General features: G+C 54.3%; 17 protein-coding genes, 1 tRNA gene and 1 pseudogene. 5 read left to right on the top strand and 14 right to left on the bottom strand.

The annotated features are described in order from the left end of the window. Positions 1-31 precede the first annotated feature (31 nt). Both H7849_RS27315 and H7849_RS05495 read left to right on the top strand, forming a co-directional pair. Positions 32-379, top strand: a pseudogene (locus tag H7849_RS27315) (methyltransferase). Between the two features lie 217 nt (positions 380-596). After that, entirely contained in the window at positions 597-935 is a 339-nt protein-coding gene (locus H7849_RS05495; protein ID WP_251106631.1) for a VOC family protein, read from the top strand. 484 nt (positions 936-1419) lie between these two features. Here H7849_RS05495 and H7849_RS05490 read toward each other — a convergent pair whose 3' ends face one another. After that, positions 1420-2064, bottom strand: a complete 645-nt coding sequence (locus tag H7849_RS05490) for a dihydrofolate reductase family protein (protein ID WP_186744809.1) — start codon at positions 2062-2064, stop codon at positions 1420-1422. Positions 2065-2395: 331 nt separating this feature from the next. On the opposite strand from H7849_RS05490, the gene H7849_RS05485 reads away from it, so the two are divergent. Further along, the gene (locus H7849_RS05485; protein ID WP_186744807.1) at positions 2396-4828 is read left to right on the top strand and encodes an ABC transporter permease; all 2433 of its coding nucleotides are present in this window, start codon (positions 2396-2398) and stop codon (positions 4826-4828) included. A 71-nt stretch (positions 4829-4899) separates the two neighbouring features. Then, entirely contained in the window at positions 4900-5118 is a 219-nt protein-coding gene (locus H7849_RS05480) for an aminotransferase class V-fold PLP-dependent enzyme (protein ID WP_285288930.1), read from the top strand. A 219-nt stretch (positions 5119-5337) separates the two neighbouring features. Here the strand turns inward: H7849_RS05480 and H7849_RS05475 are convergent, their stop codons facing one another. The 13 genes from H7849_RS05475 to H7849_RS05415 form a co-directional block, all read right to left on the bottom strand. Continuing rightward, on the bottom strand, positions 5338-5505 hold the full coding sequence (locus H7849_RS05475; RefSeq protein WP_186744803.1) for a hypothetical protein: 168 nt from the start codon (positions 5503-5505) through the stop codon (positions 5338-5340). A 370-nt stretch (positions 5506-5875) separates the two neighbouring features. Further along, positions 5876-6265: a hypothetical protein gene (locus H7849_RS05470; RefSeq protein WP_186744801.1), complete on the bottom strand. Its 390-nt coding sequence runs from the start codon at positions 6263-6265 to the stop codon at positions 5876-5878. A gap of 377 nt (positions 6266-6642) precedes the next feature. Beyond that, complete coding sequence (locus tag H7849_RS05465; RefSeq protein ID WP_186744800.1) at positions 6643-7665, bottom strand: sigma-54 interaction domain-containing protein; 1023 nt, start codon at positions 7663-7665, stop codon at positions 6643-6645. Between the two features lie 4 nt (positions 7666-7669). Next, positions 7670-8080: a response regulator gene (locus tag H7849_RS05460; protein ID WP_186744798.1), complete on the bottom strand. Its 411-nt coding sequence runs from the start codon at positions 8078-8080 to the stop codon at positions 7670-7672. An 86-nt stretch (positions 8081-8166) separates the two neighbouring features. After that, complete coding sequence (locus tag H7849_RS05455) at positions 8167-8778, bottom strand: response regulator transcription factor (protein ID WP_186744796.1); 612 nt, start codon at positions 8776-8778, stop codon at positions 8167-8169. Then, a complete protein-coding gene (locus H7849_RS05450) occupies positions 8775-9815 on the bottom strand; it encodes a sensor histidine kinase (RefSeq protein ID WP_186744794.1) in 1041 nt (346 codons plus the stop codon). Before H7849_RS05450 ends, H7849_RS05455 begins: the two co-directional genes overlap by 4 nt. Before the next feature lie 198 nt (positions 9816-10013). After that, the gene (locus H7849_RS05445) at positions 10014-10388 is read right to left on the bottom strand and encodes an efflux RND transporter permease subunit (RefSeq protein WP_349627455.1); all 375 of its coding nucleotides are present in this window, start codon (positions 10386-10388) and stop codon (positions 10014-10016) included. 439 nt (positions 10389-10827) lie between these two features. Beyond that, a complete protein-coding gene (locus H7849_RS05440; RefSeq protein WP_186744793.1) occupies positions 10828-11355 on the bottom strand; it encodes a DUF4136 domain-containing protein in 528 nt (175 codons plus the stop codon). 971 nt (positions 11356-12326) lie between these two features. Then, the gene (locus H7849_RS05435) at positions 12327-12896 is read right to left on the bottom strand and encodes a hypothetical protein (protein ID WP_186744792.1); all 570 of its coding nucleotides are present in this window, start codon (positions 12894-12896) and stop codon (positions 12327-12329) included. Positions 12897-13984: 1088 nt separating this feature from the next. Then, positions 13985-15376, bottom strand: coding sequence for an alginate export family protein (locus tag H7849_RS05430; protein ID WP_186744790.1), 1392 nt, complete (start codon positions 15374-15376; stop codon positions 13985-13987). A 298-nt stretch (positions 15377-15674) separates the two neighbouring features. Next, complete coding sequence (locus H7849_RS05425) at positions 15675-16937, bottom strand: cupin domain-containing protein (RefSeq protein ID WP_186744788.1); 1263 nt, start codon at positions 16935-16937, stop codon at positions 15675-15677. 326 nt (positions 16938-17263) lie between these two features. Beyond that, entirely contained in the window at positions 17264-18220 is a 957-nt protein-coding gene (locus tag H7849_RS05420; protein WP_186744786.1) for an IS481 family transposase, read from the bottom strand. A gap of 290 nt (positions 18221-18510) precedes the next feature. Further along, positions 18511-18584 (bottom strand) — tRNA-Gln (locus H7849_RS05415). On the opposite strand from H7849_RS05415, the gene H7849_RS05410 reads away from it, so the two are divergent. Then, positions 18585-19139 carry a hypothetical protein gene (locus tag H7849_RS05410; RefSeq protein ID WP_186744785.1) on the top strand — a complete coding sequence of 185 codons (555 nt, stop codon included), beginning with the start codon at positions 18585-18587 and terminating at the stop codon, positions 19137-19139. The last annotated feature ends 4 nt before the right edge of the window (positions 19140-19143 follow it).

Below are 19143 nucleotides of genomic sequence, written 5' to 3'. Positions count from 1 at the left end.
CGCAAAGATTCACGGCTTCTCGTAGCGAGGCATGCTTGTGGATCTCGAATCCAGCGTGAATGCGGCGAAATCTCGCTTCGCGAATGAAGATCCCTCCTCCCGATGCCAACTGATTGCCGCAGATCTGACGCAATCGGTCCCGGCGAGCGCTGATGTATACATGCTCAAACATGTACTGCACGGGCGTCAGGATGGGGATGCTATTACTATTCTCTAGAATTGCCGAGCGATCATTCCGCAGAACGGCAATTTATTGATTGTAGAATTCATCCTGCCGCCGATCGTCTCTCACGCAGATCCACAACTGGAAGGCCACTTGATGAGCGATCTCAACATGCTTGCTGCCACCGGCGGTAAAGAGCGAAGCGAGCGCGAATAGAGAACGCTTCTTGAGGCAGCGGGCTTCCTCCTGACCGAGGTATATCTGGTTGGAGGCGACAATCTGATGGTTCGGAACGTCGGGATACTCGAAGCAAAACCGGCTTAGGGACATGGAGATCGCTCCGAGCATTCGGCTGTTCTAGATACACCCCAGACGATCAGTAATATAACGCCAGCTTGTCGGAAGTGACCTCCTGTCTGCTACGATGCCAGCCATGAACAAAGTTGCGCCATTCCTCTGGTTCAATGACAACGCTGGAGAAGCTGCCGAGTTTTACCTCAGTGTCTTCCCGCACGCGCGCAAGCTTGATGAGGTGCGTTCCAAAGGCGTAGGTCCCTGGCCCGTTGGCAAGATTGCCACGATTACGATCGAGCTTGAGGGTCAGGAGATGGTCTTTCTCAACGGCGGCCCCTCGTATCAGCTCAACCCCGCCTTCTCGTTCTTCGTCCGCTGCGACTCCCAGGAAGAGATCGACAGCTACTGGGGCAAGTTGATCGAAGGCGGAAAACCCATGGCCTGCGGCTGGCTCACAGACCGCTTCGGCCTATGCTGACACACCACGGACATCACAAAAATGCACACACTGCGCCTGAGTCGCATCTGGTCTCCTGAAATTGTTTTCGATGATGGCAGCCCCATTCTTCTCAAGCCTTAAGGCATGCTTTGGATGTGATCGTTTCCACGATCAAAGCTTTTCCTCACCCGGATCATGTGTTGTCAGAGTAGTATTCCTTTTACACCAAATTCACGGAATCCAAAAATATTTCAAGCACTGTTCTGTGGACAAATCGGTGGACCGGTCGCTTATCACGTCCAACGAACCTCGCCCACTCAAACTGCAGCAGGATTTGCAGGTGCCCATCGAACCAAGCCCCATCGCATCCCATCTTTTCCCTCAAGCGCAAAGCATAGCCCGCAAAGCCTCCGCCTGCTTGCTCCAGGCGCTCTCCTCGCCGCCGACAGGGCCAAAGCTCATCGAGGCGTATGAATAGTCCTCATAAACGCCATCATCGGCGATAACAGAGTGGTTCTCACTCTTATCCTTTCTCCAGTACAAAATGCGTCGCGTGCTCAGTAGCCTTGTGCTCCGACACAGAAAATCCAAGCGCGGGAAGGTCGAGATCAGTAAATAATGATTCACCCTGACCGAGTACAACAGGTGCAAGTACAAAGTGCAGAGAGTCTATCAGTCCAGCTTGCAGACACTGCCGCACCGTAGAAACACCGCCTCCAATCTTGACGTCCTTGTCGCCCGCCGCTTCTTTCGCGAGTCTCAGCGCCTCCTCAACTCCGCCCGTGACAAAGTAAAACGTCGTCCCCCCTTTCATCACTAGTGGCTCACGCTCGTAGTGCGTCAGGACGAAAGTTGGCGCATGGTATGGCGGGTTGTCGCCCCACCATCCCTTCCATGAACCATCGGGCCACCGCCCGCGCACCGGACCGAACATGTTGCGGCCAAGGATGAAGGCGCCAAAGTTTTCCATCGACCGTCGAGCAAATTCATCGTCCAAGTCGATGGATCCACCCTCCTGCCCATGCATCGAGCAGAATGTCTTTGTGTGGAAGAACCACTGAAAGATCTCGGGACCGCGCTTGCCCAACGGATCGTTCAGGCTCTGCGCTGTTCCCGCGCTGAAACCGTCCAATGAAACACCAAATCCCGCAACTCGAACCTTCGGCATGTGCGTTTCTCACCTCCAAAGTTCATGTTATCGCCGGTTGGGTAAACGTCGTCATGAATGGCACCTTCTGCTCATCGCATGAATTGAACGACTCGCCTTCTCTCCTCTCTCGTTCTTGGTTTGATCACAATTGCCAATTTTCTAAGCTTTTCGCTTATGGTTAACCTCTGATCGCCTGGATACTGGAGTGTTTTCCGGCACTTATCTTCAGAACAGAGCTCAGCTAGGAACTGTCAATACCAAGTGGAACCGCGGCTCTTGAACGAGCGTACATTCTGATACAGCCTGGGCCACCAGCAAAAGACAGGCAATGATGCGTAATGGGGGAAGCATGAACGCCGATATACGACTTGCTTTACGACAGTTGCGAAAAGCGCCTGGATTCGCCCTGACCGCCGTGCTCACACTGGCACTCGCGATTGGCGCCAATGCAATCGTGTTCAGCGTCCTGAATGCGTTGATCCTGCGACCGCTCAACGTGCCTCACCCCGAGAACCTCTTCATGCTGGAGCGCGCCTATGGGTCGGACACAAGTCCATCGGAGTCGTATCCGGATTACATCGACCTGCGCGACAGGAATCGCAGCTTCGATTCGCTGGTGCTATACGACATTATGGGCGGCGTCGGGCTCGATACCGGTCACGGAAATCCTTCCGTGGTCTGGCCTTACATGATTAGCGGCAATTATTTCGATGCCCTCGGCATACAGCCCTACCTTGGCCGATTCATCCATGCTTCCGAAGAACATGGGCCGAACAGCGTCCCCGAGATCGTTCTGAGTTATGCGCTCTGGCACAGCCACTTTAACGGCGACCCTGCCGCAGTGGGTCGTACTGTTCAGATCAATAAGCATCCCTTCACCATCGTTGGTGTTGCTCCACCCGACTTCCGCGGCACCGAACTCTTCTTCGCGCCCGATTTTTGGGCTCCCATAGTCGATGCGCATCAAATCGCCGATTGGGACTCACTGGAAGAGCGCGGCAACCATAACGCCTGGGCGATAGGACACCTCAAGCCCGGAGTAACACCGGCCGCAGCCACCTCAGACTTGAACACAATTGCAAATTCGCTGGCGAAGACATATCCCAAATCGGATGATGGCCTGAAATTCTCCTTGTCCCACCCCGGACTCGCCGGAAATACCCTCGGCCGGCCCACGCGCGCTTTCATGCTGGGGCTCATGCTCCTTGCAGGTCTTATTCTGCTTGCCGCGTGCGCCAATCTCGGTAGTTTGTTCGCCGCGCGCGCAGCGGATCGCTCGCGCGAAATCGCAGTCCGCATGGCGCTTGGATCGCGTCGCCAGCTCATCCTCCGCCAGCTCCTCACCGAAGCCGTTTTGGTTTCTCTGGCCGGGGGTGCTTTAGGGATGGCGGGAGCTGTGGTCATCCTGCGCACCCTCAGCACGTGGCGACCGATTCCGAATATCCCGATCAATGTGCCGGTAAATCCGGACGCGAAAACCTACGCTCTCGCCTTCCTGTTGGCTGTTTTCAGTGGGCTGTTCTTCGGCTTGGTTCCAGTCCGCCAGATTCTCCGCTCCGATCCCTGGCAGATCATTCGCTCCGGGACGACAAGTGTAGGCAGCACGCGCCGCTTTACACTGCGCGACATACTTCTTGGCCTTCAGATCGCCATTTGCGCAGTTTTAGTCACCGCTTCACTCGTCGCCGTGCGCGGCCTGGCTCGTTCGCTTGAGAGTAATTACGGTGTTCAGCCTAAGAGTGTGATGCTCGTGCAGACCGATCTGCAAATGGCTGGGTATGATCCCGGCCAGCGCGTGCAAATGCAGAAGCGCATGCTCGAGGCCGCCGCCGCGATTCCTGGCGTCGCAGCCGTGGGATATGCCGATCGCCTTCCACTCAGTCTCGGCGGAGGGGATTCCGACGTATTTACCGACACCACCACCGATTTCCGCCCGACGAACGCTGCAGCCGATGCCCAGAACTTCAATGTCTCGCCTGACTATTTCCGTGCCGCCGGGACTGCGCTGCTCGCCGGCCGAACGTTCACCATGCACGATGAAGACAAGGCTCCTATCGTGGCTGTGGTGAATCGCGAATTTGCCCGCAAGGTCTTCGGATCCGCTGACAAGGCAGTAGGTAACCATTTCAAGTTCTGGGGCGGCCAGCGGGCGGAAGTCATCGGCATTATAGAAGATGGCAAATATGAAACCCTGACCGAAGATCAAAAGCCGGCCATGTTCTTTTCCTTCCTCCAGCACCCTTCCAGCGATACTTGGCTCGTCGTTCGATCGCAGCGCGATCCGCAGGAGATTGCCGCAGCCCTGCAACGCTCGATGCGCAGCCTCGATCCCGCTCTGCCTCTTGAAATCAAAACCTGGAACAGGGAGTTGGATTCCGCCCTCTTCGCCGCCCGCGTAGCCACCGTGTCACTTGGTGTGCTCGGGCTACTTGGCGCGATGCTTGCCATCACCGGAATCTTCGGCATGGCCTCCTACACAGTCAGCAAACGCCTCCGCGAACTCGGCATTCGCATAGCGCTCGGAGCCGATCAACGCAAGGTGCTCGGCGCTGCTCTCGGACGTACTTTTCGGTTGCTCGCCATTGGATCGATAGCTGGCCTGATCCTCGGTGTACTGGCAACGCGTGTGCTTTCATCTATCGTGTATCAGGCGACGCCAAAAGACCCGGTCATTCTCGGCGGTGTCATTCTCACTATGCTCTGCGTAGGCATTGTCGCAGCCTTAGTGCCCGCTCGACGTGCCCTCGCCGTTGATCCGATGATTCTGCTCCGCGATGAATGAATGGGATGTCCGCTTCTCTGCTTCTCGCCAGTGAGTAGCCGATAGTCCTATGTTCTTTCGCCTGATTGCCCGTGTGTGATCCCAACGTCGCGCCGGCGTTTGTCACAGAGATCATGTCGGACCGCGGCATCGGCATTCGCGACGGCCACATGTACGCCCCGCGATTGATGAAGCGCCTGGGCGCGAGCCTCGATGTCGGTGTCAACCGCGCATCGCTTGTCCACTACAACACCGTTGAGGAGATTCACGAGTTCGGGAAGGTACTCCGTGACATCGTTCGGGGGCAATAAGCAAGCTGCTCCCGCGTGGGCGCCCGTGGCTTTCAAACTCGCCCCCATGGTCGTCCATCCCTGCGTGAAAGACCGGGAAGGCACTTGGCCTTCCCAGGTATTCGCGCTCCGAAGCCAGCCGTAGTTGGAGACTGCAGCCAATTGGTGATCTGCTTCAGCTTCCCGAAACATCACCTCGGATGAAGGCGGGTAGTGAAGAACCCTTACACGGATTCACCCCTACTTTGTAAAGATGTTGTGTCCCTCGTCGTAACGGAGTTGCCTTTCCTTAGCCCGCTTCGCAAATTCATTGGCGAGGCGACTTATCCGTTTCCCCTCGGCAGTTTTGGGGGAGTTGGAATCATCATGCTTCTTCTGCGCATCTGGATCGTTGTTTTCTGTGGTCATTGTGCTTTTCTCCTTCAATAGATTCAGGGCATTCGTGATGCCAGAACTGGTCTAAAGAGCAGCCGTCGATGTAACTGATTCCACATGACGTCGTTCTAGAAAGATCTTCGTATCTGTCTAAACCTCGACAGAGGCCATAGAGTTTTCGACACTTGCTACTGCACGTCTGAAGATAACCATGACTCATTCGCAAATCCGAATGCCGGCGCAACGTGTTATCCGCAGGCGATGTGTCGGCAGTGAGTAAGGTCGCGTGTTGTTCCCAAGCGAGTCAGTAACTAGTGTCGTCGCAGCTTACGGCTGGGGAGGAGGAAGCACGAGGAGTGCAACTCGCTAGAGTCGCACTCACTCATTCTGCGTGTATCCGTTATTAGCGATGACCACCTCCGTGACCGCCGCCGCCCACGTGGCCGCGCCCGTCACGGATCTCATTGCCGTGGAAGTGGTTGAAGGCCCTGTCTCCATGCTCGGGCAATGGACCGCGGTAGCCGTGATTTGGATCGAAACGGTTGTCGACATGGCCGTAGAAGCCCTGTGAGCCGTGGAACCAAGGACCGACCCCGATAAACACACCGCCGCTGAACCATTCAGGCCCGTAATACCCGTACGGGGCACAGTTGTATGGGGCGTAGTCGAAGTAACCGTATGGGCAAGTCGGCGGCACTCCGATGTTGATGGCGACTTCAGCAGATACTGGGCGTAGGACACTCAGCATAGCAACTGTCAGGATGGCTAGTAAAAACAATTTACGATGATGCATAAGACTCTCCTCTCGTTGTTGGACCAAAACATCCAAGGTGGATTCAGCCGCAATGTTCAGGCTTTCTCGATCAGCTTGTTCAAAGTCAGTCGATCGACATAGTCAGCGTGTAGACGTGCATCTGACCGCAGGTGCTGTCCAGGTCTTGATCCATTGACCCAAACAGATTCGCTTCTTTCATTCCGGAGACGACTGGCTAACAGCGGTGCATGCACTGAATCGCGTCTTACACACAGCGACCAGTGGCTTCAACTGCTAGCGCAGCAGTTCGGCCGGCACCTGGCGAACAAGCCACGTGCATCCAATAGGGTTGGTATGACCGAAGCGGCCCTAGCATTGGGTTTTGTAAGAGTTGCAGATATTCGACACTCGGAACCCTAGCTTGCTAAAAGCTGCGATTCATTCCGATGAGGAACCAATGTTGCACCCTCTAAGGAAGCCAGGTGGAGGCCACCTGGGTTGTTCGAGATTCCTAGCTTCTGCATCCGGGAAATGAGTGTAGTCCGCGGAAGGCCTAGTCGGGCGGCCGCGCCGTTGCGCCCGCCGATAACCCAATTCGTTTCTTTCAAAACTCCTACGATGTGAGAGCGCTCCGCATCGGAGAGGGTTTGTGTTTGTGTCGGTGCTGAGGTGGCTGCATGCATCAGAACCTTGAGCTCGGCAATTCTCGGTGACAGAACCGGTCCTGGCGTCACAAGCACGGAGCGCTCAATAAAATTCTGCAGCTCCCGTATGTTGCCGGGCCAGTGGTAGCTCTTGAGAACCTCGATCACTTCGTCTGGAATGTGTTCGATTGACTTGTTCATCTGACGCGAGAACCTGCGAACAAAATAATTCACCAAAGGCGGAACATCCTCTCTTCGTTCGCGGAGGGGCGGGAGGCTGAGGGGAAAGACGCTCAGCCGATAGTAGAGATCCGCGCGGAAGCTCTTCTCTTCCACCATGCGCCACAGATCTTGATTGGTTGCTGCGATAACGCGCACGTTGGCTTGTATTGTGCGGGTGCTGCCTAAGCGTTCGTATTGCTGTTCTTGCAATACTCGCAAGAGTTTCGGCTGGAGTTCCAGAGGAAGGTCCCCAATCTCGTCAAGAAATAGGGTCCCGCCATTCGCGGCTTGAAAGCGCCCGGTGGTCTGCGCGACAGCCCCAGTAAAAGCTCCTCGCTCGTGGCCGAAGAGTTCGCTCTCCAACAATGCTCCTGGGATCGCCGCGCAATTAAGCCCAACGAAGGGGCCCTTCTGGCGCGGGCCAGACTCGTGGATCGCTCGAGCGATCACTTCTTTCCCCGTCCCTGTTTCGCCTTGTACCAAGACCGCGCACTCGGCCGAGGCTACGACTCTTACATCGTCGAGCACAGATTGAAATCGTGCACTCGATCCAATCAGTTCAGGAAGTTTCATGATCTCACCTTTTCTCTAAAGTCTTCTCGTCGTCACCCTGAGCCCTCCTCAGAGCTAACTTGAGGGCACAAAGCAATTCATCAGCATCAAATGGCTTATGCACAAAAAAAGCCGCCCCTTGCGCAAAAGCACATCGCTCTATCTGGTCCTCGTGATGAGCGGTAATAAAGATGACGGGCAGTTCCGGGCGTTTTATCCTGAGCCGTCGTTGCAGTTCCAGACCATCCATCTTCGGCATCCGGACGTCTGTGATCAAACAACTCGTTACTGCCAGAATCTCCCCATCTAGAAAATCTTCTGCGAGCGAAAACACCCGAGCTTTCAAGCCGGCGGATTCGATGAGACTCTCTAGAGACTCGCGAATCCTGGGATCATCGTCGACGACAGCGACGATCGGCTTTGAAATAACATTCATTGGGGAAAGTGGCCTCGCTCCATGGTTCGATAGTAGCGAGAAGTCGAATGGCTGCCTATTATGTCTTCATATAAGCCGCTTAACTCTCAGGAAATCCCCAGTTTACCGGCCATTTTCACAAGCTCTGCCAGCGAAGACGCGGCCATCTTGCGCATAATCTGTCCGCGATGAACCTGGATGGTAATTTCACTGGTGCCGAGTTCACCGGCGGTTTGCTTGTTGAGTAGCCCGGCCACCACGAAGGGTAGGACTTCTCGCTCGCGGGGAGTTAGCAGTGCGTAGCGCCTTCGCAGTTCAATGATTTCTGCTCTCTTTACCCGCGCTTCGCGATCCTGGAGGATGGCCGCGTCTATGCTTCTCAAGAGTTCCTGATTATCGAATGGCTTCAGCAGAAACTCGACGGCTCCGGCTTTCATGGCACGAACCGATGAGGGTACATCTCCATGCCCCGTGACAAAAACGATGGGTAGCGAATAATCCCCCGCAATTTCCTGTTGAAGTTCCAGGCCATTCATACCGGGCAACTCCAGATCTAAAATCAAGCATGCCGGAGCGTCAGGCTTCTTGAATTGCAGATACTCTGCGGCGGAGGCGAATACCTCCACTCGCAGCCCCAACGATGACAGAAGACTCGACAGAGCTTCGCGCACTCGGTGGTCATCATCGAGTACATAGATGATGGGTTGGTCTTCGGTCATGTAGATTGACTCGATTCAAGCGGCAAAGTGAAGAAAAATGTTGTTCCCGGACCATGGGAGGGACTAATCCCCAAGAGACCTCCATGTGCTTCGACGATTGAACGGCAAATCGCTAGTCCCATTCCCATCCCCTTTTCCTTCGTAGTATAGAAAGCCTCAAATACCTTCTCCGCATCCGCCAGGCCACTGCCGTGATCGCGTATCTCGACGACGATCGCATCCCCTCCCCGCAACTTCGAGCAGATCCAAAGTTTTCTCGGGCGGTCGTTCACGGCCTCCATCGCTTCGATTCCATTGAGGAGCAAGTTGAAAATGACCTGTTGCAACTGCACACGATCGCCCTGCACAAATGGAAGCTTCTTCTCCAGATCGGTCTCAACAGTGATTCGTTTTCTCACAACTTCGGTGCGGATCAATCGAATCACCTCGTGGACGACGTCATTGACATCCAAGTCCACCTTCGTGAGCGCATTCTTTTTAAAGAGTTCCCGTAAGCGCCGCACTACCTCTCCCGCATCCTTGCCATCGCGAACGATCCTCTCCGCCGCTATCCGCGCGTTGGTCATATTGGGTGGCTCCGCCGCCAGCCATTGTGTGCATGCTTGACCGTTAGCTACTACCGCGCTCAGGGGTTGGCTGATTTCATGTGCGATTGAGGCTGCCAGCTCTGCTACTGTTGCGATCTGTGTTGCTCGCGAAAGCCGTGCCTGTGTTCGGCGCAGAGTTTCCTCAATGCGCTTCTTGGCTTCGATCAGTTGGCTCGCCGTGATCGCTGCAGCGAGAAATACTCCGAGCCGCAAGTAAGAGGATGGATCGCTCGATAGTGGGAGCGGGGCGGGGAGAAAGAAAATGTCAAACGCGATTGTAGAAAGCCCAACGGCGAGTAGCCCCGGTCCGCGACCGCCGAAGAGACTGCTGACGATGATGGCGAGCAGGAAACATGAGGATTCAGCCTTCAGCGGCCGTGCGACTACTAAGGCAATTCCGCAGGCGATCGCCGCCACCCCATAATGGCGCATCTTCACAACATTGGTCACGGGCCACTTGCTCCGATACACACCATTGTGTCTAATGCCATCGGGTGGCCGCAAGACGGTAATCGAAAGGCCGGGCGATCGCAGCCGACGAGCGGCGCATGGCTGCCGCGAATGAGCAGATCGGCATCGCCATCGGCGTAAAGAGGTATTTCGCAGGCCCGGTAAGAAAGACTACCGAGACGAAGACGATGCAGATGGTTAGAGTCGATACGAACGTGGGTGTCGCGATCTCTGCGGCCCCCTGCAGCACGGCATCAAAGAGCGGCTGCTTCTCCGTTGCCGGTGAATGTTCTCGATCGTAACCGTGGCGTCGTCCACAAGAATGCCGATGGTTAGCGCCAGTCCGCCCAGTGTCATGGTGTTCAGAGTCTGTCCAAGCGCATTCAGAATGATGATGGACTTAGGATGGAAAGCGGGAATGGAGATGGCGATGATCAGCGTACTACGCCAGCTACCCAGGAAGACGAGGATCATCAGAGCAGTGAGGCAGGAGGCGATGATTCCCTCGCGCAGGACGCCCTCGATCGATGCGCGGACGATGACCGACTGATCGAACAACCCCTGGATCTTCATGCCCTTTGGAGCACCTGCCTGCACAGCGGGGAGTATTTCGTTCTTGATTTGGTTGATGACGAAACCCCTAGAAGGAGAATCAGGATGGAGGCAACGATGAATGTATAGGGTCGATCGAGCGCAAGTTTGACAATCCAGATAGATGTCGTCTCTCTGCATAAGAAGTGCTGCCGTAGAAGCAGCGCATGCGAACGGACCCCCTTGCGTAGAGGAAGTCTCCTAAAAGGTGTATGCAGCAAAGAGGCCTGTTCCTATGGAAATCATCTCGATGTGCGCTTCTAGGTGCTCGCTTTTCACCCGTAATCCAGAGGCCCGGATTAAGGCGAGAAACGCGTCGAAGAGAGTGGCTGGACACGCTAAGACTCCTTAAGAGGCATCGCAGCTGTAGACAACCGCGTCACGATGCCTGAAGGTATCCGCCGGCCAAGCTTGTGAAGTACTACTTCGGTGGGAACTTCTTGAACATGTTGTTGAGATCCTTTGCGAGCTTCTGGATGTTCTTATCTGCGTTCGAAGACAAATCATCAGTATCCGTACCACGCCAAATCAGCTTTTGGGTGTGGGTATCGAAGATATCGACAACGACATTACCGACCTTCGTGACATCGGTGGTCGTTGTCGCCATGGCATTGCCACCGCCGAAACCTCTCCAGCGCCATCCGCCGCCGAAGCCGTCATAGAAGGTCTCGAGCGTCTTCTGATCATGGGTGCGTCGGAAGGCACTCACCGATGCGTCCCCGTTCGAATCAACCTTGGTCCAGCCTTTTGCGGCAAGTTGGGAATCCACGTCCTGCTTGATTCGGTCATCCCAGAGTGAGTCGCCCGATTGAACCTTCAACCAGGAATACGTCTTGTAGGAACTAAAGGCGGCGCTGTGATCGTAATCCGTTTTGACTTGCGCTTGGAGCGACGCGGCACTACTGAACAACGAGATACCAAGTAAGAACAAAGAAAGCTTCTGCCTCATATGTTTTTCTCCTAACTCTGATAAAAGCAATCGATATACCACTTCTCACGAGGAGGCCAACGCGCACATTGTTGGATTTAGCGGAATTGCTCCGTCATCCGATGTCGAAGACCCGTCACAGATGTCGATAGTCAGAGATGTCATTACTTCATGAGAATTAGCTCGATTCGGGTGGAGGGCTTATCTGAATGTCGGGATTTGCCTGGTTGCGCAGACGCATCTCAAATCGGATGTTTGTATGCCGCTCGCACCATACTCGGACACTCTATGGGCGAGCTTGTGGTCACCCACTGTAACCGCCTGAGGTACACCTAGCCTGCACTCCATGTTTCGAACAAAAAGACAACTCGGTGACTTGGGAATGATGGAGAAGGGGAGAAGATGCGGTGGTCGGATTTTTAAAGACGCTTATTGATGATTAAGCGGACCGGGGGAAACAAAAGCCGGGAAATAGTTTCGACGTGCGCCACATAAGTTCCTGGAAGGAGTTGGAGCGAGCGATAGAGCGAAGTTCCACAGATTTCGACTAGATGGACGACATTTACTGCGGTCGTTCAAGGCGGATTTCAGCGCACTTTATTTGCCTGACCCTGCGTCCTAGGTGAGGCAACATCAGGAATACCGCAGATAATTGATTTTCTCCTTCCCCAGATGCTGCCCCATTGAGTTCCCCGGATGTTTCGCTCTGCTTTACGCACGTATGAACAACATCGCTGTGAGGAAAGACCCTCCTTCTCTTCGAGTCCCCTCGCAGCAGTGAGGCAGCGCAAGCAATCACCATTGCAAAAACCACCATGTCTACAAAAAATATTAAATTGACCATGTCTTTTCCTTAGGACCCGCCTGATGGACCTGTCCTCTGAACCGCGAGGCTCTCAAGCATGAGCGAAATGAAATCTCATGGAGTGCGGCTGTATTGACCCAGTCTTGCCAGGTGTAAAGCGAGCAACAGAATGCTTGAGTGGTTGCATTCACCATTCGGGCCATCTTGGCGAACTTAGAAATGTCCGCCACGCATACAAAGCTTCATGAAGGTGATCGCCGCCCTTGTCGGCTGTTGCAAGGAATCTCAAAGCCAACTCGCGGGCTATCATGAGATCCCTCCGAGAGCATTTGAGAAGACTTAAGCAATCTCCGTCTGACTGCCCTTCGAGAATGGACAGGACGAAGACAAACCGTTCGAAGGTACAGAGTGAAAGAATGGCGGCAAAAAGGCTATTCTTTAGGGGAGCTGCCGTCCCTTTAGCGCTGATAGGCGACCAGTAATCCCTGTCTTCCGGCGCGGGTCTCATCATCAGAATGGCCTGCTTAATAATCGCGCGCCGAGCCCACAGGCGCGACCACTCCATGAAGGCGCTAATTCCCTTGACACACTCTCCTAACCCGCCGACAAAACATTGTTCGGCTTTGTCCTTGTCTGCGGTTAGCAGGAACGAGAGCAGGTACAGACTGTGCATCTCTTTCGCGAAGATTTCGCAGAAGTCGGCAGCGGTCGCGTACTGGATTCCTCTTTCGTCTACACTTTGCAATTGCGCTAACATATTCACCTCTTTTCGTTTCCTAGTCGTCCATCAGGTCCATCGTTTTGAATAAACCGTGTTCGGAGACGATCGAACAATGACCGCGCAGTTCGAGACTCTGATGTACACAGGGCGAATAAACCTCAGCCTATGCAGCGCGACGGAACCGCTGCACGTTGCCGGTGTGCGGAACGCCTCCCAAGGGGTTGGCATGACTGAAGCGTACAAGCACATCGTTCATCGTCTCTTGTATGCGAGTATTTGGCCTATGTAATTTGCGAGTTGCCCTCGCGGCAAGCTTGGTAAGTAAAAAACGATTTGAGACGTGGGTCATTGCGCCAAAGACCAGTTCAGAACGCATCGTATTCTCCAAGGCATGGAAGGTTGATCTTGCTCCTCGGCAGCCTTATTAGTCTTGACAGCTCTAGTGCAGGCGCAATGCCAGAGTCCGGCGCAGATAGCGACTCCAGCGATGTCATTGAATTGAAGGCGCCTTCTTCTCAGGGGGTCTTAAGGCAGACTTAGCACATATCCGAACTCTGGTCGAAATCTCGACAGCAGCTAACGGATTTCGACATCAAGCCGTCGAGTGGGGCGCCCGCGCTCCACTTCGCGCCACTTCCGAAACAGGCGTACAGCATATGCTCAGGCATATCCCAGAAATTGTCTGTGTCGAGTTGTTGATCGTGCGCGAAAAGGCGCCCTATGGAGCACGATGGAGACCACATGGCCTCCCCACGGGTCCGCGCTTCGAAGGTCAGCCGTAGCTGAATAGCTGCGGCCGACTGGGATCTGCTTCAGCTTCCTGAAGCATCAACTCTGATGTGAGGCCGGTAGCTGTTTCTGCGTATCTAAACCGTCGTTTTCACTGGTCATTGTACATTTCCCTTTCAATGCCTTGAGAGCATTCGCGATGACAGAGCTGATGCAAGAAAGCAGTCTTCGATATAACCGGTTCCACAGGACGTCGTTCTGCGAATGTCTTTGTGCAGTTGAAAAGTATCAGAACCGTCTATTTAGACCGCGACAGAGACCACAGAGTTTCGACACACGATCGATGCAATTGACGGGGGCGGCCTATAACTCTGTCAATGAGAAGGCCCCATTTATCACTTACCCAACTTGAAACGGTAGGTAATAGAGAAATACGAATATGTAAGGGGGGCGCCATGACTATTGGCTGCCATCAAGCTCCCCGGAAAGAAGTGCCCAACTCCGGCGTTCAGGACCCAGTAATTATGGAACACATACTTTGCTGACGCGTCAAAGCCGTCGCCAATATTGTTGGTTGCAAAGCCGTGGGCTGGAGCTTGCACTACAACTCCTGCAACACCGTCGTAAACACTGTCAAACCGTGAAGAGACGCCGAGCGCTTCTCCCTGGAACAGCAGCGAGAGGTTCTCTGTTGGCGCGAGGTCCAGATTGACTCTTCTCTCCCTTATGTTCTGGAAGCCAAAGAGATCAAAGAGTCCAAAAGCATTGTGGTTGCTGGGGTATTGTTGATCGTAGGTACTTATGCGATTGGGATTCTGATGAGGGTTGCCTGTGGCGTAGTCATATTCTCCGCCGAGCCGCAGCTTCCACGGAAGAGAAGTGAATACGTGTGCGACCTTTACAATACCTGCGCCGGCATGAATCGAGTCGTTCGAGTAACTGCCGCGTTGCAGGTCTCCTAAAACATCGTACTCAAAGCTTCCAGGGAGGCGCCCGTCCATTTCGGCGCCAAACGTGGTCTCTATCTCTGAGCCGTAAATCCCCTGCTGGCTCTTCACACGGGGCAAGGCTCTGACCAGGACAAACGGCTGGAGGATACTATTTGGAATCCACGAGCCGATGGTCCCGTAGACGCCATGAAAGGTCAGCCCTGCCCCATGCTTGTCTAGCGAAGTAGGATGAACTGTAACAACTGAAGTGCTAAAGACATCGACCTTGTTCTTGCCCGTCTTGTCACCAAAATGCCCAAAGAATCCATCCCAGGTTCTACTGTTATTGGTGAAGTCGCTTATTCCGACAACGCGTTCATCGCCATACTTCAATTCCCTTCTTCCCGCGTACAGCCTGATATTATCGTGGTGATATTCTAGGTACCCTTGGCGCAGATCAAAGACATCACGCATATTCGCAGCAACATGCTTCACCGGCAGTCCTAATGCGTGCGTATCGATAAACTGCACATAGCCGGTGAGATACGAAGCAGGCTGCAGGGTAAGTCCACCGTATACACGCGTCAGCTCGTAAACTCGGCTGTTCCCGGGGATATATTGATAGGACGTCTGGTCCTCGGTGCGCAGCCTGATCTGCATATCCAGACTGAGCCAGGAAGGAAAGTCTTCCTGTTTCAATTGCTCAATCCTGCCTCGGGTCTGCGGGTAATCCGCGAAGACTTGCGCCTGAGCGTATGACATCAAGCAAGGCGTCATACAGATACCGATCAGGGCGAGCATTTGCATACGGAAATGCTGTTTGGTGCGGGTTGAAATGTGCTGTGAGACTTCTGTCATTTGTCGATCGTCTCGCGAACAGAGAGGCTGCCGCCTTGCAAAATAGCGAGAGGCCGCCTTAGTTCGGAAGGCCTCTCCCTTTCCGGGCGTTGCCTAGCCATCTGCATTCGGTCATCCAATCACCCAGAAGCGATCAAAGCCGGTTGGCCCGAATAGAAAAGGCGATGCAGGCCAATGAATGTGTCGCGGTGGATCACTGCAGTGATTGTTAGGTTAAGTACGACGGTCTGCGCTGACTTCCCCCGAACTATGGATGTCATCAGTTAGCCCATCCGAGAGCGCTCTGCGATGGGCCATCCTAAACGAGCTCCAGTTTTTCCGCAGGGATCCTCGTGGCCATTTCCTTACCAATGTTCAGGTGCGCCTTCAACATCTCGCTCGGCACGCGCCTGAGCCACTGATTCAGGGAAACATCCATGAACTCTTCAGCTGCGAACAGTTCCAGGACCACCAGGTCGGTATCACCAATGTTTTCGACATAGTGAGGTGCGTTGGAGGGAACGTATCCGACATCGTTGGCGCTGAAGTCCATCGTGCGGGCATTATCGACAGGATAGAAAACGGTCATGCGACCCTTGCCGGCGACATAGTACTGCCACTCGGAGGCGTTCGGGTGCCAGTGGATCTCGCGCATGTGTCCAGGCTTGATGATGAGCAGTGCCGCGGCAACTTTCTTGGAGACGGGAAAGTTGTGTGAGTCGACGACGCGAACTTCTCCTGCTTGGCTGGCTGTCGTCGGCTGCATCGACCTCATGCGGAAGGTGTACTGATACTTCGACGCTACTTGCTCTCCGCCGATCTCCGTCTTGTCCTGTTCGAGCGAGTTAGGCAGGTTGCCAGGGAAGATGTAGAGCGGCGCACCGGGAGTTTGCGCGAAGACACTCTTATCCAGGCCCGTATTTTTTGCCAATACCTCGGGAGGTATGTGCGCCACCGTTTCCGAGAGAAGCATGGTCCCGTCTTCGGAGAACATCCCCTGGTTGAAAACCAACAAAAACTCCGTTCCGTCCGGGCCGAGCCCTTGAATAGAATGCGGGTAGCCTGCGGGAAAGAGCCAAAGATCGCCTTCACTGACGTCCCCAATGAACATCGTGCCATCGGGGTTCATCACTGTGACACGGGCATTGCCAGTGAGTACATAAGCCCATTCATCAGCGGTGTGCCAATGCAGTTCGCGATAGCTGCCTGCAGTGAGACGCATTTGCACGCCGGCAATTTCCTTGGAAGAGGGAAGCACGCGCTGCGTCACCTCGTGGGTCCAGCCGCCCTCTTCGACGCGCTTCTTCACCAGATCGAATGAATACCAGATGGGCACTATATCGCCGTGATCCGTCGGTGGCGGAGTGTTGGCGTCAGGGTTTTCGCCTAGAAGCGTCTTGTTCTCTGGCCCGGGATCGCTCGAAGAATGGTCGTGTTCTGCCTTTTGCGTGCTCGCCTTCTCTTGAGCATTCGCAGTCAGTCCAGCAAATGCGGCAGTTGCCAGAGCCACCGAGCTCATCCCGAGGAAGCTTCTCCGAGATGGACTCTCTGCGAGCACGAGTCCTTTTTCTTTGTCAGTCATTGTTCTTCTCTCCGATTCTTGATCTGACGACTCACCTCAGCGAATACGCCTTTCCTTCACAGTGCAATCGGAAAGCCAATCATTGAGGATTCGCTTTGGGCCTGCACTCAAGCCATGTAAACTGCTTCTCGATCGGCGTTTAATGGCAAGGACCCTGTGATTTACCTGAATCGCTGGGCCAGGTTTGCACTCGATTCCGCGCTGGCACGTGTCGATATAGCGACGCGACAGGCTTTCCCTTCACCGCGCCAAAGAGATATAGGGCGGTAAGGTTACGCCTCATAGTGCTGGAAGCTGTCTGTGGAAGTCTTTTTGACCGCGGAGAGCTAGGTGTTTAGTCCCGGCAATTGATGGATGGGATCGAGAGTAAATCGATCCGGTTCATTCTGCCAGCATTTGCAGATGAATTCGTAGGCGGTGAGGCCGCCGAGAGTCTTGAGGCGTTTGGCGAAGTTGTAGGCAGCGACGAAGTCGCTGAGGTGAATGCGCAGCTGGTGATGGCTGTCGTAGTGGTAGCGCTGAACCGTGGCTTCTTTGATGGTGCGGTTCATACGCTCGACCTGGCCGTTAGTCCAGGGATGGTTCGGTTTGGTCAGCCGGTGGTCGATGCCATGCCGAAGACAGAGCCGGTCAAAAGGATGGCCGCGAAAGCGGGCCGTTGGCCCCTTGCGATTCTTCGGCAGATCGGCGAACTGGATGCCGTTGTCGGTGTGGATGAGATAAGGAACAGCCGCGACCAGAGCTTCGAGGAATTTCGCCGCAGCCTGCATGTCAGCTCGTTCGACCAACTCCACGAAAGCAAACTTCGAGGTGCGGTCGATGGCCACTAAGAGATAGAGCTTGCCCTCCGCAGTACGCACTTCCGCCAGATCGATGTGGAAGTAGCCGATCGGATAGCGTTGGAACTTCTTCCTTCCCGGCTTGCTGCCTTCCACTTCCGGCAGCCGGCTGATGCCATGCCGTTCCAGACAACGATGCAGGGAGGAACGGGTCAGATGAGGAATCGTCGCCTGCAAGGCATAGAGACAATCATCGAGTGGTAGCAGAGTATGCCTGCGGAAGGCAACAACGACAGCTTCTTCCTGCACCGTCAGAACCGTGGAGCGGGGATGCTTGGGCCCGGTACGAAGATCAGACACCGAGCAGCGCTTCCTCCACTTCGCAACGGTCTTGGGGTTGATCCCATGACGACGCGCCAATGTTCTCAGGCTCTCTTGACTATGCTGTATCGCTCGACGGACCGCCTCTGTCGTGGTGGCGCCTCGGTGTAGAACCTGGCCCATAGTGCCTCCTTCCACTCCCTGGATAAGAATGCACCATCAAATGCCGAGACTAAACACCTAGTGTCCCTCCGAGATGTCCTGCGTGTCGAAATACCGCCACAGTACGGGCACTGCTGACACGCTCGATTTCAACGATTCTCTCTCTCAGCGAATGATTGCCCAGTTCATCGTGACCAGCAAGAGGACCGAGATTTATGGATACGGCAAGACAGTAAGGGACTGATAAACGGCTCTTATGCAGTGTTTATATGGCTTTGTAGATATTGTGAGACTTTTTTAGATTGGACTTTTGGCTGCCCCCCAGGGATTCGAACCCCGATATGCTGATCCAGAGTCAGCTGTCCTACCATTGAACGAGGGGGCAATGCTTGCCGCGGCGAGTCGCTGCGTGATGGTTGTTACATTACTCATAGTAAAAGCTTGTGGCCGCATCGGTCAACTCACTGCGCTTGTATATCATAGCCATCACGTAACTTCTGTTTCGATCAAGTACAATCGCATTGTCAGAGTGGAACTTTTCCTCAATTTCGCATGGGCAATGCTTTCCGTGACGCTAAGTCTCCTTTGGATCAAAAGGCTGCGCGTTTCCGTGCATTCAAAACAGCCGGACGTGAAAGTGCAATTGCTGGCCCTGGCGATGCTCATCATCATTTTGCTGCCCGTTATTTCTATGACGGACGATATGCAGGCCATATCTGCAGCGGAAATAGAGCATGTAACCAGGAGAGCAGATCTGCTCCCAAATTTGGATCATGCCCGAGATCTCGTGGCTCTTTTAGATGCCAGACTGTTCCCGAACAGTCATCTCCTTAACTTGCAAGTCTTTGCGCGTGTCGAACTTTTTAGCGGCAGCGAGGGGCCGCAGTACCGATCGATCCGCCAGATGGCAAAACGCCCACCACCCACGCTCGCAGCTTAGGCAT

The organism is Alloacidobacterium dinghuense (assembly GCF_014274465.1).
Lineage (GTDB): Bacteria > Acidobacteriota > Terriglobia > Terriglobales > Acidobacteriaceae > Alloacidobacterium > Alloacidobacterium dinghuense.
The sequence above is the reverse complement of the archived record's forward strand: the minus strand, read 5'-3'. Positions and strand labels throughout refer to the sequence as shown.

Excerpts from the sequence above, each read along its gene's own strand:
- H7849_RS05410 (WP_186744785.1), top strand. The coding sequence starts at position 18,585 with ATGCTTGCCGCGGCGAGTCGCTGCGTGATGGTTGTTACATTACTCATA.
- H7849_RS05490 (WP_186744809.1), bottom strand. The coding sequence starts at position 2,064 with ATGCCGAAGGTTCGAGTTGCGGGATTTGGTGTTTCATTGGACGGTTTC.
- H7849_RS05420 (WP_186744786.1), bottom strand. The coding sequence starts at position 18,220 with ATGGGCCAGGTTCTACACCGAGGCGCCACCACGACAGAGGCGGTCCGT.
- H7849_RS05425 (WP_186744788.1), bottom strand. The coding sequence starts at position 16,937 with ATGACTGACAAAGAAAAAGGACTCGTGCTCGCAGAGAGTCCATCTCGG.
- H7849_RS05470 (WP_186744801.1), bottom strand. The coding sequence starts at position 6,265 with ATGCATCATCGTAAATTGTTTTTACTAGCCATCCTGACAGTTGCTATG.
- H7849_RS05430 (WP_186744790.1), bottom strand. The coding sequence starts at position 15,376 with ATGACAGAAGTCTCACAGCACATTTCAACCCGCACCAAACAGCATTTC.
- H7849_RS05460 (WP_186744798.1), bottom strand. The coding sequence starts at position 8,080 with ATGAATGTTATTTCAAAGCCGATCGTCGCTGTCGTCGACGATGATCCC.
- H7849_RS05435 (WP_186744792.1), bottom strand. The coding sequence starts at position 12,896 with ATGTTAGCGCAATTGCAAAGTGTAGACGAAAGAGGAATCCAGTACGCG.
- H7849_RS05475 (WP_186744803.1), bottom strand. The coding sequence starts at position 5,505 with ATGACCACAGAAAACAACGATCCAGATGCGCAGAAGAAGCATGATGAT.
- H7849_RS05445 (WP_349627455.1), bottom strand. The coding sequence starts at position 10,388 with ATGAAGATCCAGGGGTTGTTCGATCAGTCGGTCATCGTCCGCGCATCG.
- H7849_RS05495 (WP_251106631.1), top strand. The coding sequence starts at position 597 with ATGAACAAAGTTGCGCCATTCCTCTGGTTCAATGACAACGCTGGAGAA.
- H7849_RS05440 (WP_186744793.1), bottom strand. The coding sequence starts at position 11,355 with ATGAGGCAGAAGCTTTCTTTGTTCTTACTTGGTATCTCGTTGTTCAGT.
- H7849_RS05485 (WP_186744807.1), top strand. The coding sequence starts at position 2,396 with ATGAACGCCGATATACGACTTGCTTTACGACAGTTGCGAAAAGCGCCT.
- H7849_RS05465 (WP_186744800.1), bottom strand. The coding sequence starts at position 7,665 with ATGAAACTTCCTGAACTGATTGGATCGAGTGCACGATTTCAATCTGTG.
- H7849_RS05455 (WP_186744796.1), bottom strand. The coding sequence starts at position 8,778 with ATGACCGAAGACCAACCCATCATCTATGTACTCGATGATGACCACCGA.